Origin of the sequence: Pseudoalteromonas sp. Ld20, assembly GCF_045064175.1 — a bacterium.
Lineage (GTDB): Bacteria > Pseudomonadota > Gammaproteobacteria > Enterobacterales > Alteromonadaceae > Pseudoalteromonas > Pseudoalteromonas neustonica.
Window position 1 is genome coordinate 48,907 of the sequence record NZ_JBISHB010000025.1, and the last position, 17,400, is coordinate 66,306.

A 17,400-nucleotide genomic window follows, 5' to 3' on the forward strand; every position below is an offset into this window, starting at 1 on the left:
CTACAAAAAAGGTAAAAATCATACACAACTGAGCTACTTTTTCACTTATAATTAAAGAATATTTTATATCGTCACTCATGCAGTTAAAAGGAAGTTATATGCTTCGTGTTGTGTTACTTGTCATTTTATATAGCCTAAGTTCTGTATCTGCTTTCGCTCAGTCCTACACTAATAGATCGTTTGAAGAATTACGCGTGGATCTTCGCGCCAGTTACGCAAAAAACCCCACCGAAGCACTTACACAATTAAAAAACATTCTCAATAATGACGAGTTAAATCCAACTCAAAAAATTGTAATGCTTAATTACAAAGCATGGTTTGAACTCGAAGCCAAGCAATTTGAAGAGGCAATGCGCACTTTAGTCCTGTATAAAAATCTGGTTCAACGGTCAGATAAACCGAGCTTAATTTATGGGTACTATAATATTTCTGGCGGTATTTACACACAATTAGGCATGTATCAACTTGCTATAGAGCATTTTTTAAAGGCGCTTGAACACACTAAAAAAGATAACAAAAATTTAGCCCAGCAAACACTTAACAACTTAGCTGAAGTATATTTACAACTTGGACGTCTCGATGAAGCAGAGGATATTTACAGGAAGTACCTCGATTATGCCACCGCATTAAAAAACCCATTAAGCATCTCAATTTCGACGATCAATTTAATTAATACATTAATTGCCAAACAACAGTATGCAGAAGCAAAAACGCTAGCTTTAAATATTATTATTAAGTTACAAGACAATGATTTTAAATACTACTTAGCTGAAGCATATTTATTACTCGGTGAGATTGAACAAGCAAATAATGACTACCCACTTGCCAAGCAGCATTACGAAAAAGCCCTCAGTATTTTTCAGCAACAAGGTTTGCCTGAAAAAATATCACAAGCTCATTTTTTTATTGCACAAATATATGCTGATATGGGTGATCTAAATAAAGCAAATACAACCCTAGCGTTAGTGATTGCGAGTATAAATAAACAAAGTAATTTACTATTTGTATCTCGTGTTTATAAATTTCAGTCAAGTTTCCTTGAATCTCAAAGCCTTTATAAACAATCAATTAATGCATATAAAAAGCATACTAATGCGCATACTCAATTAGTGAAACAGCAAAGTGATGTTAACTTAGCCAAGGCACTCGCCGAAGCTGACTCAAGTAGTAAGGAAGTAGAAATAACCGAGTTAACTCGTACAAAACAACTCAAAGAAACAAAAGCTAAAGCGTTTCAAGAATTGTCTATAGCAATTACTATTTCGTTGTTAGTGATATTGTTCGGCTCTTTTTTTGCTGTACATAATATTCATAAGCGTGAGCAACGCTTAGCTAAAACACTCGATGAACTTCATAAAACTCAATCGCAATTATTAGAAGCTGAGAAAATAGCCGCATTAACAGTGTTAGTCACCGGGCTTGCACATCAATTAAATACCCCTATTGGCACAGCTGCGACGGCCAGTTCTTTGATCGAAGAAAATCTAAAACGATTGAGTCAGAAATTCAATGAAAAAACACTCAGCAGCAACGACTTTAGTAAATTTATTCAAGAAACGAACGAAGCAAAAGATTTTGTGATCAATAATATAAACCGCTTAGCAAATATTGTTGAAGAGTTCAAAGCATTAAGTGTCTCGATTGCACCCGATATACCAATGCGAGTAATCCCACTTAAAACGTTTATTACAGATAGAGTGACCACATTACAAAATCACTTTAAAAAACATATTAGTTTTAACGTGATAGGCACCGAAGTCTCTATTCCTACTTATCCATCAATTGTTTCTGATGTTATTAAAACATTGATCATTAATGCTTACGAGCATGGTTTTGTACACACTGATAATGCGTTAATCACAATAGAAATAAGTGTAGTTAACAATCATGCTGTGATTATATTTCAAGATAATGGCAGCGGCATTGATGATAAAATACTCAAAGATATTTTCACTCCATTTTATTCAACAAATATGGGGGGAAACCACTTAGGACTGGGTTTAAATATTGTGTTTAACGCAGTAAAGCAATCATTAAATGGTAATATATGCGCCGAGCCGTGTAAGCTAGGCGCATGTTTTAAAATTGTATTGCCTCTCAATGGGCCAGTTGAGACGATGTAATATAAACCCTAAGTTAACGCTATCTAACCCGTATTACGCATACCGGCGGCAATGCCCGTCATAGTGATCATTAGTGCATTATCAATATCACCGGAGCTACCTTGCGCAGCTTCACGAGAGCGTTTTAATAGCTCAACTTGTAATACATTAAGTGGATCGGTGTACGGATTACGCAAATTGATAGATTCTTTGATCCATGGCTGATCTGCCAATAAGCTTTGTTGTGGGCTTAATGATTGAACTAATTCAATGGCTTGTTTTAGCTCTTGGCGTAACGTCACACCAAGAGGTTTGTATTGTGTCTCAACTAACGCATCGTCATAATGCGCGCTTAACCAGCAGTCAGCCTTACTAAACACCATTTCGAGCATTTCTAGACGCGCTCTGAAAAATGGCCATTGTTGACTCATTTCATTAAGCGTCTCTATGCCATGCTTTTCAAGTGCTGCCTGTAGCCCTGTTAATGCACCTAACCATGCTGGCAGCATTAGACGGTTTTGACTCCATGCAAATATCCACGGAATAGCACGTAAGCTTTCAACGCCACCATGTGGGTTTCGTTTAGCAGGCCTTGAACCTAGCGGTAATTTAGATAGCTCTTGCTCAGGTGTTGCCATTCTAAAATACGGCACGAAATTGTCATCATGACGAACCACATTACGATAATGTTCACATGATTTTTCGCTGATCAATGCCATCACGTCACGCCATTTATCTTTAGGTTCTGGCGGCGGTAATAAGTTACTTTCAAGCACTGCACCCGCGTATATATTTAAACTTTGTAATGCCACATTAGGCAAACCAAATTTAAAGCGGATCATTTCACCTTGCTCAGTTACACGCAGGCCACCTTTGAGTGATCCTGGCGGTTGTGAACGAAGTGCTTGCGCTGCAGGTGCACCACCACGACCCACCGTACCACCACGACCATGAAACAACACCAGTTCAATACCGCGTTGCTGCGCTAATTGTACAAGTTTATCCATTGCTTCATATTGAGCCCAACCCGCTGCCATCATACCAGCGTCTTTAGCTGAATCTGAATAACCGATCATGACGTTTTGCACACCCTCAGCTTGACCACGATACCAATTATTATCCAGTAATTGCGTTATAACACTGTGCCCGGCGTTTAAATCATCTAAGGTTTCAAATAACGGCGCAACTGGCAGTTTAAAACCACAGCCACTTTCTTTTAATAATAACTGTACCGCCAGCACATCTGATGCTGTACGTGCCATTGAAATCACGTATAAACCAAATGTTGACGCATCTTGTTGTGCTATTACATCAAAGGTATCGAGCACTTCTTTAACATCTGCGCTTGGTTGCCAATGTTTAGGGATAAGTGGGCGGCGAGAGTTAAGCTCAGCCAATAAAAAGGCTTGCTTATCTTCTTCTTGCCATTGATTGTAATCACCCAGACCCAAGTAACGTGTTAACTCTGAAAAAACATCGCTATGACGTGATGAATCTTGACGTACATCAAGCTTAGCTAATCGGATCCCAAAACTATTAATACGGTGTAATACATCTAATAATAAACCATTCGCTACAACACCCATATTTGTTTTAAGTAATGAGCGATAGCACGCCTCTAGAGGATATTTAATTTGGCTAATATCAGTAATGATGTCTTGCGCTTCACTGCGATTACCCATAATTTTAGCGCCTAAATGAGCTACCGTTTCACTCACCTTTGCCTTGAGATCTTTTAATACAGCACGATATGGTTCAAACTCTTGTCCTGCCTGTTCAATCAGTTCATCACTTGCTTGCGACATTGATAGCTCTGTACTTAAGGTCTCAATATCACGACTGTACAAATCAAGCGCCATCCAACGACCATGATCCAACACTTGCTGTGTTACTTGTGCAGTAACAAATGGATTGCCATCGCGATCGCCCCCCATCCAAGATGTAAATTCAACCGGGCTATAGTTATTTGGCAGTTCTAAATCCAGATGCTCTTTTACTTCTTTACTAAAATCACGTAAAAAACGAGGAACCGCATGCCACAAGCTGTTTTCTATAACCGCAAAGCCCCATTTCGCTTCATCAATGGGGGTTGGTCGCGAGCGACGAATATCATCAGTATGCCATGCTTGGCTAATAAGCTGAGCAATACGGTTTAAAATATTCTCACGTTCAAATGGTAAGTTATCAGTGCGCTCAAGCGCTGCTAAACAGTCACTTAGTTCAACATGTTTATTAATAATAGTACGACGAGTTACTTCTGTAGGATGCGCGGTTAGTACTAAATTGATATGTAATTTAGCAAGGTTGTCTGCTATTTGGTTTGGATCTATTTTACCTTGCTGGACTTGGCTTGATAACGCTTTAAGTGTTTGTGTCAGAGGGCTTAATTGACAAAATCCAACATCATTAAAGCGCGATATTGTATGAAATTGCTCAGCAACATTCGCTAAGTTTAAAAAGTGATTAAACGCACGCGCGACGGGCAATAGCTCTTCATCAGTTAAAGCGTGCAGAACATCAATTAAGGCATAACGATCTTGCTCATTACCTGTGCGAGATGATTTAGCTAAAGCTCGGATCTCTTCCACTTTATCTAAAATTGCTTGTCCTTGGGCGTCTTTAATTGTTTGGCCTAATAATTGGCCCAATAAATTAACGTTCCCCCGTAAGGCGGCATATTGTTCACTCATTCCTGATACTCCATTGTTGATGTTTTTATACCGTTTAGGTACAAATAGTTAGCCGGATCGATTTTAAAAGTGTGGAGTGTGGATAATGGTTAAAATCGACATTTTGCTAACCCTTATTTTGTTAGGCTCTATTAATATCATCCAAATTGCTAATTGAACAGATCCAAAGCTTATTCTATTTCGTAACAATTAATAATGAATTGATACTGGATGAGTAAACTGTGATTATTTTTTACGATGGCAAATGCCCTTTATGCAGCAAAGAAATGCAACAACTCAAACACGCCGACACACGCAACCAAATTGTCCTTGAAGATATCAACAAAGATGATTTTGAAGACCGCTATAGCTATATAAAACGCCAAGATGCTCAGGCTTTTTTACATGGTCAAAGTGACAATGGCGAAATGCTATATGGCTTAGATGTTACATTTGCGGCTTGGAAAGCCGTTGGTCGTCATTCATGGTTAAAGATTTTACAACTTCCTGTAATACGCTTTTTTGCAGATCTAGGGTACTGGGTATTTGCAAAGTATCGCCTGCAAATCTCAAGCGTACTGTGTAAATCATCATGTGGGATCAAATAATGTCATCTGTGTATATTTTATTTGGCGCAAACAGTGCAATTGCAAAAGCATACATAGAAAAAATTGCATTAGATGACGCCAACGCGCATGTTTTTTGTATAAGCCGTGCGCAGATTCAATTGCCCAACACTTCATTACTTATTGAACAAATACACAGTGATTACACCAAATCCAGCTTAGCCAAATTAACAGCCCATTTAAAAACTAAAAACATTACTCCTACTCAAGTTTTAATATTCAACGGTTTACTGCATTTTGACCAATCAATGCCAGAAAAAAAACTCGAAGATTTAGATGAAAATTATTTCAACGTACTGCTAAACACCAATGCACTCACACCGGTATTGTGCTTACAATCTATTTTACCGCTACTTAATCATAAATCCCCCTGTGTGATAACCTCACTCAGTGCGCGTGTTGGTAGTATTACTGATAATGATTTAGGTGGATGGTATAGCTATCGCGCCTCTAAAGCGGCGCTTAATATGTTGTTTAAAACTGCTGCCATAGAGCTTGCCCGCAGAGCAAAACAAACACGGTTAGTGCTTTTTCACCCTGGCACAACAGATACTGAACTATCTAAACCATTTCAAAAAAATGTCCCCGCAGGAAAACTGTTTACACCTGAATTTGTGGCGGATCAATTATTTGCTCTTTTACAAACACCCGAACAATTAACAAATATTGGTACGCCAGCTTACATAGATTGGCGAGGCGAACACATTCACTGGTAAGGATTCATCATGCATATAACAAAAGACGCAATCGAAAGCTTTGAAAAGGATTATCGCACTCATCTGATAAACTCATTGTCTGGATTCAAAAGCGCTAATTTAATTGGTACACAAGACGAATCAGGTAATACCAATTTGGCGATTGTCAGTTCAGTTATCCACTTAGGCGCGCATCCACCTTTGGTCGCAATGATAATGCGTCCACACAGCGTACCTAGACACACCTTTGAAAATATTATTCAGACCGGTGTATTTACAATCAACCAAGTTAACAGTGAAATTGTTGAGCAAGCACATCAAACATCAGCTCGCTATGATAAGGATGAGTCTGAGTTTGATGCAACAGGCTTAACGGAGCAATACTTAGCTGATTTTAAAGCTCCATTCGTCGCGCAAAGTAAACTAAAATACGCTGTTAAGTTTGTTGATCATCAGCACCTTAATATTAACGCAACAGAGCTGGTAATCGGTGAAATAATGGACATACACGTTGATGATATAGCCGTGATGGACGACGGTTTTCTGGACATTGAACTTATAAATACAGTCGCTATCAGTGGTTTAGATAGCTATCATAAAACTCGCCACTTAACTCGCCTGCCTTACGCTAAAAAATAGCCCGTACCCAAAAGGTTGGTTTTTAAGTTACTTTATACCAACCTTTAAATGGCCAAAACTACGGCACTAAAAAGTAACTACCCGCACATAGGCTTACCCCTGAAAATAACCATATTGTTGCGTAGCTATGCCACAGCTGCGCATTGTTATACACACTCTGCGGGTTATCTTTATCAACTAATATAGTGCAGCTTTGCGAATCTCTAAAACGCAGTAATAATCGTCTATCGTAACCAATTAAAACACTGTGCAAATGGTTATTAAAGCGAAAGCTTACTAACATTGATTTTTGTGGTAGTAACTCACGCGATGCCACGCGCGTATTAACAACACTCGTTATATCGTCAATCGGGCATACTCGCCAATGATGCTTGCTAATTTTACTTTTTAGCCAGCGCAGTAGTGGCAAAATGCCAACGAATATAAAAATAGCCCCCAATATAAATAGTACTTTGCTCATCAGTTTCTAGCCTTGTAAAGATTGATATACCCAAACGACCTCAAGATGCGAGTTTCAGTTGGTCGTTTTGCAGGTGGTTTGGGTGTACACTTTATATGCAGCAATTAAATCACTCAATGCCGTACCAACTGACTTAAATACTGTTATATCCGTTTCATTAAAACGAGCAATGGTATTTACCTTGGCTAAATCAGCCAACTCTGCACATACATCTTGCTCACTAAATACCCCTTGCGCTATCGGTATTAATAACTCACCTGCTTCTGCCAAAACATTTGCTTTGCTATCTACATAAACACGGCTGCGGTTGATGGTCGTGGTGTCGCATTCACGATGCTCGCTGTGATGATTACCTATTAAATCAATATGCGTGCCTGCTTTTAACCAGTTACCATCAAATAATGGTTTAGCAGAACCGGTTGCGCAGCTGATCACGTCAGCGCTATAAATAATCTCCTGTGTGCTTTGTCCAATCACAAACTCAACATCGGGAAATGCATGCTGTAAACGACGTTGCAGGGCGGCTACTTTTAATTTATTGCGCGCCACCAGCGTTACCCGCTTAAAATCACGTACAGCTAAATGTGCACGTACCATGTATTGGGCTAAGTTGCCACTGCCAAAAAACACTAAATGCTTGCTGTTCTCTCGAGATAAATAACGACTCGCCAGTGCAGATACGCTCGCCGTGCGCCACAAAGTAATCCGCGTTCCATCCACCAGTGCCAGTGGCTCGCCGTGCTCGCGCGAAAACAGCATAATTTTAGAATACAACGAGTCAAAACCCGCTTCGCCATTGTTTGGAAAGTAAGTAAATGCTTTAACCCCAATCACTTGTTCATTCCAAGCAGGTAGCACAGCAAACGCATCATGGCTGGCACTGTTGCTATCTAACTCATACACGTTACGTTTTGGCATGCCAAAATCGAGCGCAAATCCTTGTTGCATAGCAGTTATTAACGAATCAAAATCAAGAGCGCTATCAATGTGCTTTGTATCAATAACTTGCATTTTATAGCTCCAGCTCAAATGGCTTTGGTGCATGCGTTAATATTTCGTAGCCGGTTGGTGTAATTAAAATATCTTCTTCAAGACGTACACCACCAAAATCAGGGATGTAAATACCCGGTTCAATTGTTATCACATTACCAACCTCTAAAACATGACTCACATTTTTATTAATAAAGGGGTGTTCATGTAAAAATAGCCCCAAACCGTGACCAAGCCCTTGCCCTGCCCACTTCCCATAACCTGAGTCATCCAATACTCGTTGCGAGGCATTTTGTAAATCAATACAATCAACACCAGGCTTAAGTAAATTAATAGCAGTTTGTTGAGCAGTCGCAACTGCATTGTAAATTTGAGTTTGTTTGCTTGACGCCTTGCCTAATACATAGCTGCGAGTCATGTCTGAGCGATAACCATTAATAACAGCACCAAAATCTAAGGTAATAAAATCGCCCTCTTTAAGTGTGCGCTCACTTGGGCTGCCATGGGGGAGTGATGTACGTTCAGCAAACATTAAAATGGTCGCAAATGACATGCCTTCTGAGCCTAGTTTTTGCATTCTAAACTCAAGCTCTAGGGCTAAATCACGCTCACTCACACCGACTTTAAAGTATGGCAGTGTGTGTGCTAACGCTTCATCAGCAATCGCTGCCGCAGCTTTAATTTGTGTTACTTCCCAGTCATTTTTGATCATGCGCTGGCGTTCAATTACACCTTGGATTGGCACTAATGTATGGCTATTCAAATCATTTGCAACCTGCTGCCACAATGCCACATTTATAAATGCGGCATCAAAACCCAAATCGCTATTAGCTGGTAAAAAACGATTAATACAATGACCCAAGCTCTCGTTATCACGATCACGGCAGATCACTTCAAAACCTTGGCACTCTTGCTTTGCCCGTTCAAAGTAGCGGTAATCAGTAATAAGTACACAACTAGCTGGTGTTACTATTGCATACGCCGCGTTACCACTAAAGCCACTCAAGTAGCGAATATTTTCATGACCTAAAACTAAAATAGCAGTTAAATTATCATTTATTAGTTGTTGTTTTAAAATCTGTTGGCGCTGAAAAAAATGACTATTCATCGAAAAATAAATCCTTGCTTTAGGGGATCGTTCGGATCAATTAAAAATGTATGTTTACCTGTTATAAATGCACTACCAGTAACGCGGGGAATAATAGCAGCATGTGTTTCAAAGGTGCATGATTGCTTAATTTTCACATTAAATAAGGAGCCTAAAATGCTCTCAATATTTGCACTTTGCCCAACGGCTAACTCGCCTTTAGCAAATGCTAATGCTGCACGAGCACTTACGCCTGTGCCTGTTGGGCTTCTATCAAGTTCACCTTCGGCAAATACACACACATGGCGACTAAAGTGATTGACTTGCGATAACTGACTATTGGAGTAAAAAATAACCCCGTATAGAAAACCAAGTCCATTATCGCTCGGGTGTTTTGGTTGGTATTGCTTAGTAACCTGCTGTTTAATCGCTTTACCAAGACTAATTATCTGCTCATGATTTTCAGGCGCTAAGCTTAAATCAAGGGTGTCTGCATCAATAAATGCGTAATATGCACCGCCAAATGCTATATCGCAGCTAACTGAGCCAAACATAGGCAAGCTTATTTGAACGTCGAGTTTATCGACAAAGCTGGCGACATTATCAAAATACACCTGCTGTAACTGATTATTTTTAAGTTCAACATAGGCTTTTATAAGCCCTGCAGGGGTGTCTATTCTTAGCTCATTATGACCATCTTTAAACTCAACAAATCTGCAATCTTTTGCAGCGGTTGCCAGCGCAATAATCGCATGCCCGCACATCGTACTGTAGCCTTCATTATGTAAAAAAAGTACGCCAAAGTGGCTATCTGGGCGCTCAGCGGGGGTGATCACTGCGCCATACATGTCAGCATGACCGCGAGGTTCAAACATCAATGCTTTGCGTAAGTAATCAAAGCGAGCTAAACAATCTGCACGTTTTTCAAGCATCGTATTACCTACTAGCTGCTCAAAACCATCAACAATAATACGCAGCGGCTCGCCCCCGGTGTGCATATCCAGGGTGTGTATTTGTAACCAATCATTATTTGGCTGTTGCCAGTGAGAGAATAAAGTGTGGGACATCATCAACTCCTTTTTGCATACAATATATCTTAATGTTTTTTAGTGCAATAACTTTAATGAAAAATGCCGAGCAGTTTCCTGCTCGGCATCAAGGCTGTATCACTCTTAACAGAGAATGTGCTTAAACATTAAAACAACAAGCTAAAAACGATGGGTAAAGTTATTACCTTATTGTTATTTAACAGCATCTTACCAGGGAATTTAAAACTCTATACGCGCGGTTAACGATACATAACGCGCACCTTGTCGGCCTGTCACCAATCCATAGTCAGGGTTAAGCTCTAAGCCATCATCACCATACTGCGCACGCTCTTCATTAATCGAAATGGCACTGTCACTATCAAGTAAATTATAAACAGTGCCTTTTAATGTCATATCAGCGCCAAAAAAGTCTGTGTAATACGTAAGCGACATATCTATATTTGTAGCCCACGGTAAATTACCTTTGCTTCCACGCGGAGCTGGGTTACCATTTTCATCATAATGTGATGCTTGGTCGTAGTATTTACTGGCACATGCATCCCATGGACTGCCTTTTGCACAGCTATCGACTCCTTCAGGGTGCACTGAGAAATAACTCTTAGGTCGACCCGACGCAGTACGCGCAACTAAGCCTAACGTTAACGAGTCTGTAATAGTGTAAGCACCGCTGAGTTTAATAGCGTGGCGATGATCATTTGGTAAATTACCATAACCATGGTCCATCAAGTCACCGTAATCATATGACGTTGTCCAGCCCGGATCCGCTTGGTTATTATCGGTTTTGACGAGTCCTTCCGTGTTGCCATAACTATGAGACCACGTATATGACGTATTAATGCGTAAATCGTCTGTTACATTGCCGTCTAAAGTAAACTCAAGTGCTAAATATTTTCGTTGTGCCGCAGGAAGTGAAAGTTCCTCTGCACTTAAATTAACATCATCAACTTGGCCATCACCATCAAAGTCATACGACATTTGAATCGCTTCGCCGGGATTATTAAGGACATAATACGAACCCTGACCGACATTATCGGTTATGCCCATTTCTGCTAATTTTTTAGCTAAAACAGGGCCTACATCAGTGTCTTCTACACTGCGACCTAAATCACGGTAAATGGCACGTACACCAGCTGACATGGTATCGAACACTTCTTGTTGATAACCAATGGTAAATTCATCACTGTACATAGGTTTTAAAGAGGCTGATGCTATTAAGCCTGGCTCTGTAATACCACGTTGGCGCCAACGCCTATCTCGCAGCATTTCACCACGACTTGGCGAACCATCGGTCATTAAGCTTGGCGCTCCGTTACCATCTAGCTGATCTAAATCGAAATATTCAAACCACTCCACTGACGCAGACCCTTGAGTGATATTCATATTGGCAGACACTGGCTGGAAGTAACGTCCATAGGTTGCAAAAATCTTTGAGCTGCCATCACCTGATAGATCGTAGATAGCTTGTAAGCGTGGCGCAATTTGACCATCAATATCTACAAAAGCACGGCCATCTGATACCGTATTTTCAAATTCGCTGTATCGAACGCCTAAATTAAGCACTAAATTATCAGTCGCCTGCCAAGAGTCGTTAATATAAAATGCCAATGAAGAAACGTCTGACTCTACGTCACGAGTACGAATGCGACGTTCAATATAATCACTACCGACCGCTGCGCCTGATACATCATTTTCGCCCGCAGTTTTTACTGTCCACCAACCTTCTGCATCACCAACACCGTTCTGGCCTGAATGAGATACCACATCAACTTTGGTATAATCCACACCAAATTGAATTGAATGTGCATCTAAATCCCAACTAAAATCGATACGTGCTTGATCACGAGTGTACTCCTCTTCGCTAACCGCGGAATTAGTGTGTTGGCTTAGCGTAACAGAGCCATCACGTGCATCCCATACACCAGGGTTTGGCGAGGCTACAACGTTTTCAACATTTTCAGTAACGCGCCCTATTACCGCAGAGACAGAAAACGTATCGCTAAGGTAACCATTATAGTTAATGCTATATACATTACCGCCGTCTTCACCCGGCGCATCCACACCTTGTTGCGCACCTACAACATTGTCTTTCCAGCTATAAGCAAAGGTTTTATCAGTCCATGTACGTTTGTTGTTCATGGCTGAAAAGCCTACTGAATGGTCTTCATTAATAAACCAATCTACTTTGGTAAACCAGCGATCTTCATCACGCTCAAAATCTGAGAACGTCGTTTGACCTGCGCTATTAGACTCCTCACGGCGCGGTGCAAATAAACCATAAAAGAACAAAGTATCTTCGATAATCGCACCACTGGCCCACAATTGCAGTTCTTTAAAGTCGTAACTACTTTGCTGCGTATTGGTGCTTATCGTGCCATTATCTTGAAATATTGAGTCATGTTGGCTGCGTAAGCTATTTGGATCCCAGCGTACTTCAGCACCAAATTTAAAGTCATTATCACCTGATTTAGAAACAGCATTAACAATACCGCCTAATGCGCCACCAAATTCAGGACTCACGCCGCCCGTTTTAACTTGGGTTTGCGAAATAGCTTCCCACGGCAGGCGTATTGAACCCAACCCGGTACGAATACTCGTCACATTTAAACCATTAAAGTAATAGCCATTTTCAGCAGCAGACGAGCCACCAAAGCTCGATGCACCTTTAAAGTTTGAGCCACCCGGTGCAACAGTACCCGGCGCTAATAACGCAATACTTTCAAAACCCGTATTTACTGGCATCGCTTTAAGCTCAGCGTCGCTAAATGTTAAGCCCGACGTAGAAGACGCCATATCAACACGACGGATCGCAGCGCCAGTTACCGCAATGCGCTCCATATCGGTACCCGCTTTATAAAGCTGTACATCAAGAATAATTGATTGCCCAATCGTCACAGAAACATTTTCTTCTGTTAGTGTTTGGTAACCATCTTTAACAATTGTCACATCATACGTACCTACTGGTACATTACGCAGCAAATACTCACCTTGCGCATTACTTGTAATGGTATAAACCAATCCTTTGCTTTTGTGTTTAAGCGTAATTGTTGCGCCAATTAAATCCGTACCTGCCTGAGCCACAACATGGCCTTTTACAACACTGCTACCATCTACCGCATGCGCAGCAGGTGCCATCATTAACGCAGCTGTAACCGCCGTTGCTAATAATGTTTTAACGCCAACACCCCGAGTTTGCTTTTTATTATATGTAAACATGAATATGTTCCTTGATCCTGTTGATTTTTGTTGTCTGTCTAACCTCAGACGCAAAAAATATACACCCATTACATATTGTATACAATATTAAATATACATTTATTTCACATATCATATAAAAAATATGTTTCATTTGAAAAGAGAACAGCAATAAAAACAAGGAAAGTAGACGGGAGTTTACCTCGCGCAGTTTTATATATTTGAAGATCCGCGCGGCATAAAACCCCGCCTACGTGAAATATAAACCACATTATTGAGCATAGCTCTAGGCGAGTCACTTTTCATACTCTAAGTGCTTTGACGCTAGTTTGGTGGGACTCTTCAGATCTGTCGGCTACTATTCAATCTTAAGGTAGATGTCAGATTTATTTATATTTAGCTTTATTTTTATCCCGGCCTTGCCGAAGTTAATTTTACTGATACAATAATTGAATAATGTATACAATATAAATCAAAAGAGAGAATATGATGGAAGCAAGCAGTAAAGATTGGCGATATACAGTTATGCCGGCCGTATTTACATGGCTAAAAGAGTCAGAATCCGGAGTTCTTGAAATTGACCTTGAAGCAACACAAAAATACGCTGCTGATATTTTAAAAGTTCAAGGTAAACATGGAACTAGAATGGGTGGGCTGGTTGGCTCTGGTACTCTGGGTGAGAATAGCTACCTAAGTTCTGAGCAGCGCCTTTCTTTACTAAAAGCCCTTTCTAGTGTTGCTAAAGAATACAATGTTCCATTGATCAGTGGCGCTGCGGCAGAAACGAAAGAAGAACTTGCTAAAATCGTTAAAGAGCTAGCAACAGTTGGTGTGGATACCGTTATGGTAATGCCACCAAAAACAAAAGTAGCACCATCTGATGAACAAATGTATGCGTACTACGCACTTTCTGCAGCAGCGGCAAAAGAAGCCGGCATAACAATAATGCCTTATAACAACCCTGATGCGGCCGGCTATCATGCGCTCTCAACTGATCTTCTTACAAGACTTGCAGCCCTGCCTGAAGTAACCGCGCTTAAGATATCGACTATAGACGTGTCAGTTATTGAAACAATGATACTAGAGAACAAAGATTTAAAAGTGCTGGCCGGTGTTGATACCGTAACTGTACATGCAGGGCTCGCTGGTGCATGTGGTGGAATTACAGGCGTTGGGTGTATATTCCCAAAAGCGAGTATTACTATGCAAGAATATGTAAATAACGGAGAGTGGGCTGAGGCAAATAAAATTTCTCAGGCGATGAATTCTATCTCCTACCTTGATGCACAACCGTTACTTTTAGAGTACCTAAAATTTGCTTTCGGAATTCATCATAACGATGCCAACGGCGGGCTTCGTACCTTTGGTAAAAAGTTAACTCAACCGCAAATTGATGACGTGCGCGCACGATATATCAAAGCAAAAGAAAGACTTGAAATTCTGGGCTTAATCGATTGATCTTTTAGAATATTCGCAAAGAAAACTCCGCTTTACGGAGTTTTTTTGTATCTACAGTTTAACTGTTATTGTTACATCTTGAGCTATTCAATATTCATGCTAATTAAACGTCATAAAAACAGGGGAAACACCAATGTTAAGATGAGTGGTGTGGAGCTGGAGGCTAGAGAACTCCGGCTACCCGGTTATGTTCGAAATTTAACAGCTGTGCCAAACACTAATATTTCTGATGCCCCATCAGTAACTGAGCTAGTTGTAAATCGTATTCCTACTATTGCATCGGCATTTAACTTTTTTGCATCTTCTATTAATCGTTCTACCGCTATATTTCGAGCTTCCATCAACATCTCGGTATAGCCTTTGAGTTCGCCGCCCACAATACCTTTTAAACCAGCCATGATATCTCGACCAACATGTTTAGACTGAACCATGTTCCCATTGACGATGCCCAATACAGCTTCAATTTCCTTGCCAGGAACAGTTTCCGTTGTCGTATAAATCATAATTTCTCCCTAGAACATAACGAGCCCGTAGAACAACTCGTTTTAATTTATTTTTATTGATGCATCAACCATAGCTGAGTTCCTATTTTGGTTCAATCGAAAACTGACTTTCACGTAAATATAAAAAGAGGACTTGGTGTTGTTTTAATGGGCGTTTTGAAAGGGATTGCAGGTGTGTGAGTGGTTTATTTAAAGTGATAAGGGGTTACCTTTATTAATGCATCGTGTTTTGCAGCTTTTCTATATTATGAACAAGGCAATACAGTTGCCGCAGAATAAAGTGAATGCATTCACTTTCGTTTGTCCGCGTAAGGTCAATTTATTCATGCCTTTATTTATTGACTGTAATATTGCGCTTTTTACCTCAAGAAAGACAGGCTTAATACTGCCGAGTCTTTTACCATTACTTTATAAAATATTGTCGTCGTTCCAATAGACTGTCTATTTTGACCTTCATCTTGTCAATGTAGCTCATTTTCAGCCTGCCAATGCTTATTATCTAACGGTGGATTTAGATCATTGGATCCGCTATAGAATAAGAATGTGCTACTGGCGGCAATGACGCTCTTGATAAAAAGAATAGCGCGCACCAAAGTACGCAGTTTAATGAAATTGGGTGTTAGCGAACAACTGCCATAGCCTGTGGTATCACCAGTACCAAAAGTAGGCGCTTGGAAGCGAAGGCCCTTGTAGAAGCTCAAAAACAAAAGGAATTAACATTGCGCTAGGCAATGACTATTTAGCCTCACAAGGTTTAGCGTCATTGAGAGATATTTGGATCAATATTCATTACAGAATAATAAACCGCCCATTGCACTTCCTGTTAATAAAAAGCGCATAATGGGTGGTGTGGGGGCTCGAGGTTAGAGACCTCCGGCTACCCGATTATGTGTGATGACTCCGTTGTCCATTTAGGGTTATGAAATCACTACACTTTTTTATGAGTCCATGTATTCGGATATTTCCCGAATTATACGTTTAACTTCTTGAATAGAGGTAACTATGTCATGCCAGTAGATACCATGTCGGGTTTCTTTGGTAGATATACGAATTCCATTATCCTCAGTACTTAATGAAGTTATAATTGTGATTGAATTCTCTCCATATCTCCACTCAATGATTGAATCCATATTTAAGAAGTGGTTTTCGGCTAACTTTAAAGATTTTTTCATTTTTATATTACCTATTAATAGACACTAATTAGATTTACACATAACGAGGCTGTAGAATAACTCTAACAGCCAAATTCAATTAAAAAACGAGCTCCTATAATTAACTCTAAGCGTTTTTAAAGCACTAGGCAATGCAATTTGGGACCCATAAAACTGGCTGTTTTTCTTAAAAAAGAGTAATTCTACAGCCACAACGCCCCGATCAGAGGCAATAAAATAGATAATTGGACTCCCTCACCCTTAACGAGTGAGGTAATATAAAAGTTACCACACAAATATATTAAAAGAGTCCTGTTATGTATCGTACTAGAGTTGGCGTTGATTTAGCAAAAAAAGTTATTCAAATTTGTATTCACAGAAACAAAAAGGTGCAATCAAACAGTGAACTGACACCGGAAGCATTTCTTTCTTGGCTTTTTAACAACAAACCAGCAACGATAATATTTGAAGCCTGTAGTAGCTCTAACTACTGGAAACAAAAAGCGACTGAAGCAGGTCATGATGCTCGTTTAATTTCAGCCAAATTAGTCTCTGTTGTTAGACAAAACCAAAAGACCGATAAAAATGATGCCCTGGCAATTGTGCAAACCACCTTCATGCCTGATGTCACTTTTATTGGCGGAAAAACTGTTGAACAACAGCAATTACAATCCATTAAACGCTTAAGAGAGTTAGCGGTAAAACAACGAGATGCGTCTCAAAAGCAGCTCATTGCCTTGCTAGCTGAGTTGAATATCAAAATAGCTAATCGTCGAGGT

General features: G+C 40.1%; 13 protein-coding genes and 1 pseudogene. 7 read left to right on the top strand and 7 right to left on the bottom strand.

Annotated elements, in window-relative coordinates:
• Positions 1-98: 98 nt before the first annotated feature.
• Complete coding sequence (locus ACJJVX_RS02105; RefSeq protein ID WP_064435962.1) at positions 99-2,123, top strand: tetratricopeptide repeat protein; 2,025 nt, start codon at positions 99-101, stop codon at positions 2,121-2,123.
• A gap of 23 nt (positions 2,124-2,146) precedes the next feature.
• On the opposite strand, the gene ppc is transcribed toward ACJJVX_RS02105, so the two are convergent.
• Positions 2,147-4,792, bottom strand: coding sequence for a phosphoenolpyruvate carboxylase (ppc, locus tag ACJJVX_RS02110; RefSeq protein WP_054455714.1), 2,646 nt, complete (start codon positions 4,790-4,792; stop codon positions 2,147-2,149).
• A gap of 221 nt (positions 4,793-5,013) precedes the next feature.
• Between ppc and ACJJVX_RS02115 the strand changes: the two genes are divergently transcribed.
• The 3 genes from ACJJVX_RS02115 to ACJJVX_RS02125 are packed head-to-tail and all read left to right on the top strand — an operon-like array spanning position 5,014 to position 6,731.
• Positions 5,014-5,379: a thiol-disulfide oxidoreductase DCC family protein gene (locus ACJJVX_RS02115; RefSeq protein WP_054205940.1), complete on the top strand. Its 366-nt coding sequence runs from the start codon at positions 5,014-5,016 to the stop codon at positions 5,377-5,379.
• On the top strand, positions 5,379-6,113 hold the full coding sequence (locus ACJJVX_RS02120) for an SDR family NAD(P)-dependent oxidoreductase (protein WP_054455712.1): 735 nt from the start codon (positions 5,379-5,381) through the stop codon (positions 6,111-6,113). Before ACJJVX_RS02115 ends, ACJJVX_RS02120 begins: the two co-directional genes overlap by 1 nt.
• Before the next feature lie 9 nt (positions 6,114-6,122).
• The gene (locus ACJJVX_RS02125) at positions 6,123-6,731 is read left to right on the top strand and encodes a flavin reductase family protein (protein ID WP_054205938.1); all 609 of its coding nucleotides are present in this window, start codon (positions 6,123-6,125) and stop codon (positions 6,729-6,731) included.
• A 58-nt stretch (positions 6,732-6,789) separates the two neighbouring features.
• On the opposite strand, the gene ACJJVX_RS02130 is transcribed toward ACJJVX_RS02125, so the two are convergent.
• The 5 genes from ACJJVX_RS02130 to ACJJVX_RS02150 form a co-directional block, all read right to left on the bottom strand.
• Positions 6,790-7,191, bottom strand: coding sequence for a hypothetical protein (locus ACJJVX_RS02130; protein WP_054455710.1), 402 nt, complete (start codon positions 7,189-7,191; stop codon positions 6,790-6,792).
• Positions 7,192-7,245: 54 nt separating this feature from the next.
• Positions 7,246-8,202 (bottom strand): ornithine cyclodeaminase family protein, encoded by a 957-nt coding sequence (locus ACJJVX_RS02135; RefSeq protein WP_405629852.1) that lies wholly within the window; start codon positions 8,200-8,202, stop codon positions 7,246-7,248.
• 1 nt (position 8,203) lies between these two features.
• Positions 8,204-9,289: a Xaa-Pro peptidase family protein gene (locus ACJJVX_RS02140; protein ID WP_064435959.1), complete on the bottom strand. Its 1,086-nt coding sequence runs from the start codon at positions 9,287-9,289 to the stop codon at positions 8,204-8,206.
• Positions 9,286-10,335 (bottom strand): proline racemase family protein, encoded by a 1,050-nt coding sequence (locus tag ACJJVX_RS02145; protein WP_054455704.1) that lies wholly within the window; start codon positions 10,333-10,335, stop codon positions 9,286-9,288. The genes ACJJVX_RS02140 and ACJJVX_RS02145 overlap by 4 nt, the downstream gene beginning before the upstream one ends.
• Before the next feature lie 201 nt (positions 10,336-10,536).
• Positions 10,537-13,530, bottom strand: a complete 2,994-nt coding sequence (locus ACJJVX_RS02150; RefSeq protein WP_405629854.1) for a TonB-dependent receptor domain-containing protein — start codon at positions 13,528-13,530, stop codon at positions 10,537-10,539.
• A 468-nt stretch (positions 13,531-13,998) separates the two neighbouring features.
• On the opposite strand from ACJJVX_RS02150, the gene ACJJVX_RS02155 reads away from it, so the two are divergent.
• Entirely contained in the window at positions 13,999-14,967 is a 969-nt protein-coding gene (locus ACJJVX_RS02155) for a dihydrodipicolinate synthase family protein (protein ID WP_405629863.1), read from the top strand.
• 185 nt (positions 14,968-15,152) lie between these two features.
• Here the strand turns inward: ACJJVX_RS02155 and ACJJVX_RS02160 are convergent, their stop codons facing one another.
• A complete protein-coding gene (locus tag ACJJVX_RS02160; RefSeq protein ID WP_054205931.1) occupies positions 15,153-15,470 on the bottom strand; it encodes a heavy metal-binding domain-containing protein in 318 nt (105 codons plus the stop codon).
• Positions 15,471-15,951: 481 nt separating this feature from the next.
• Between ACJJVX_RS02160 and ACJJVX_RS02165 the strand changes: the two are divergent.
• Positions 15,952-16,311 (top strand): annotated as a pseudogene (locus ACJJVX_RS02165) (hypothetical protein); the annotation flags it as partial.
• Between the two features lie 627 nt (positions 16,312-16,938).
• Positions 16,939-17,400: transposase (locus ACJJVX_RS02170; RefSeq protein WP_405629857.1), on the top strand; the 462-nt coding region annotated here is incomplete at its 3' end.

Bases quoted from the DNA above. Each gene is read 5' to 3' on its own strand.
- ACJJVX_RS02105 (WP_064435962.1), top strand. From the start codon at position 99: ATGCTTCGTGTTGTGTTACTTGTCATTTTATATAGCCTAAGTTCTGTA.
- ppc (WP_054455714.1), bottom strand. From the start codon at position 4,792: ATGAGTGAACAATATGCCGCCTTACGGGGGAACGTTAATTTATTGGGC.
- ACJJVX_RS02120 (WP_054455712.1), top strand. From the start codon at position 5,379: ATGTCATCTGTGTATATTTTATTTGGCGCAAACAGTGCAATTGCAAAA.
- ACJJVX_RS02125 (WP_054205938.1), top strand. From the start codon at position 6,123: ATGCATATAACAAAAGACGCAATCGAAAGCTTTGAAAAGGATTATCGC.
- ACJJVX_RS02130 (WP_054455710.1), bottom strand. From the start codon at position 7,191: ATGAGCAAAGTACTATTTATATTGGGGGCTATTTTTATATTCGTTGGC.
- ACJJVX_RS02135 (WP_405629852.1), bottom strand. From the start codon at position 8,202: ATGCAAGTTATTGATACAAAGCACATTGATAGCGCTCTTGATTTTGAT.
- ACJJVX_RS02140 (WP_064435959.1), bottom strand. From the start codon at position 9,289: ATGAATAGTCATTTTTTTCAGCGCCAACAGATTTTAAAACAACAACTA.
- ACJJVX_RS02145 (WP_054455704.1), bottom strand. From the start codon at position 10,335: ATGTCCCACACTTTATTCTCTCACTGGCAACAGCCAAATAATGATTGG.
- ACJJVX_RS02150 (WP_405629854.1), bottom strand. From the start codon at position 13,530: ATGTTTACATATAATAAAAAGCAAACTCGGGGTGTTGGCGTTAAAACA.
- ACJJVX_RS02155 (WP_405629863.1), top strand. From the start codon at position 13,999: ATGGAAGCAAGCAGTAAAGATTGGCGATATACAGTTATGCCGGCCGTA.
- ACJJVX_RS02160 (WP_054205931.1), bottom strand. From the start codon at position 15,470: ATGATTTATACGACAACGGAAACTGTTCCTGGCAAGGAAATTGAAGCT.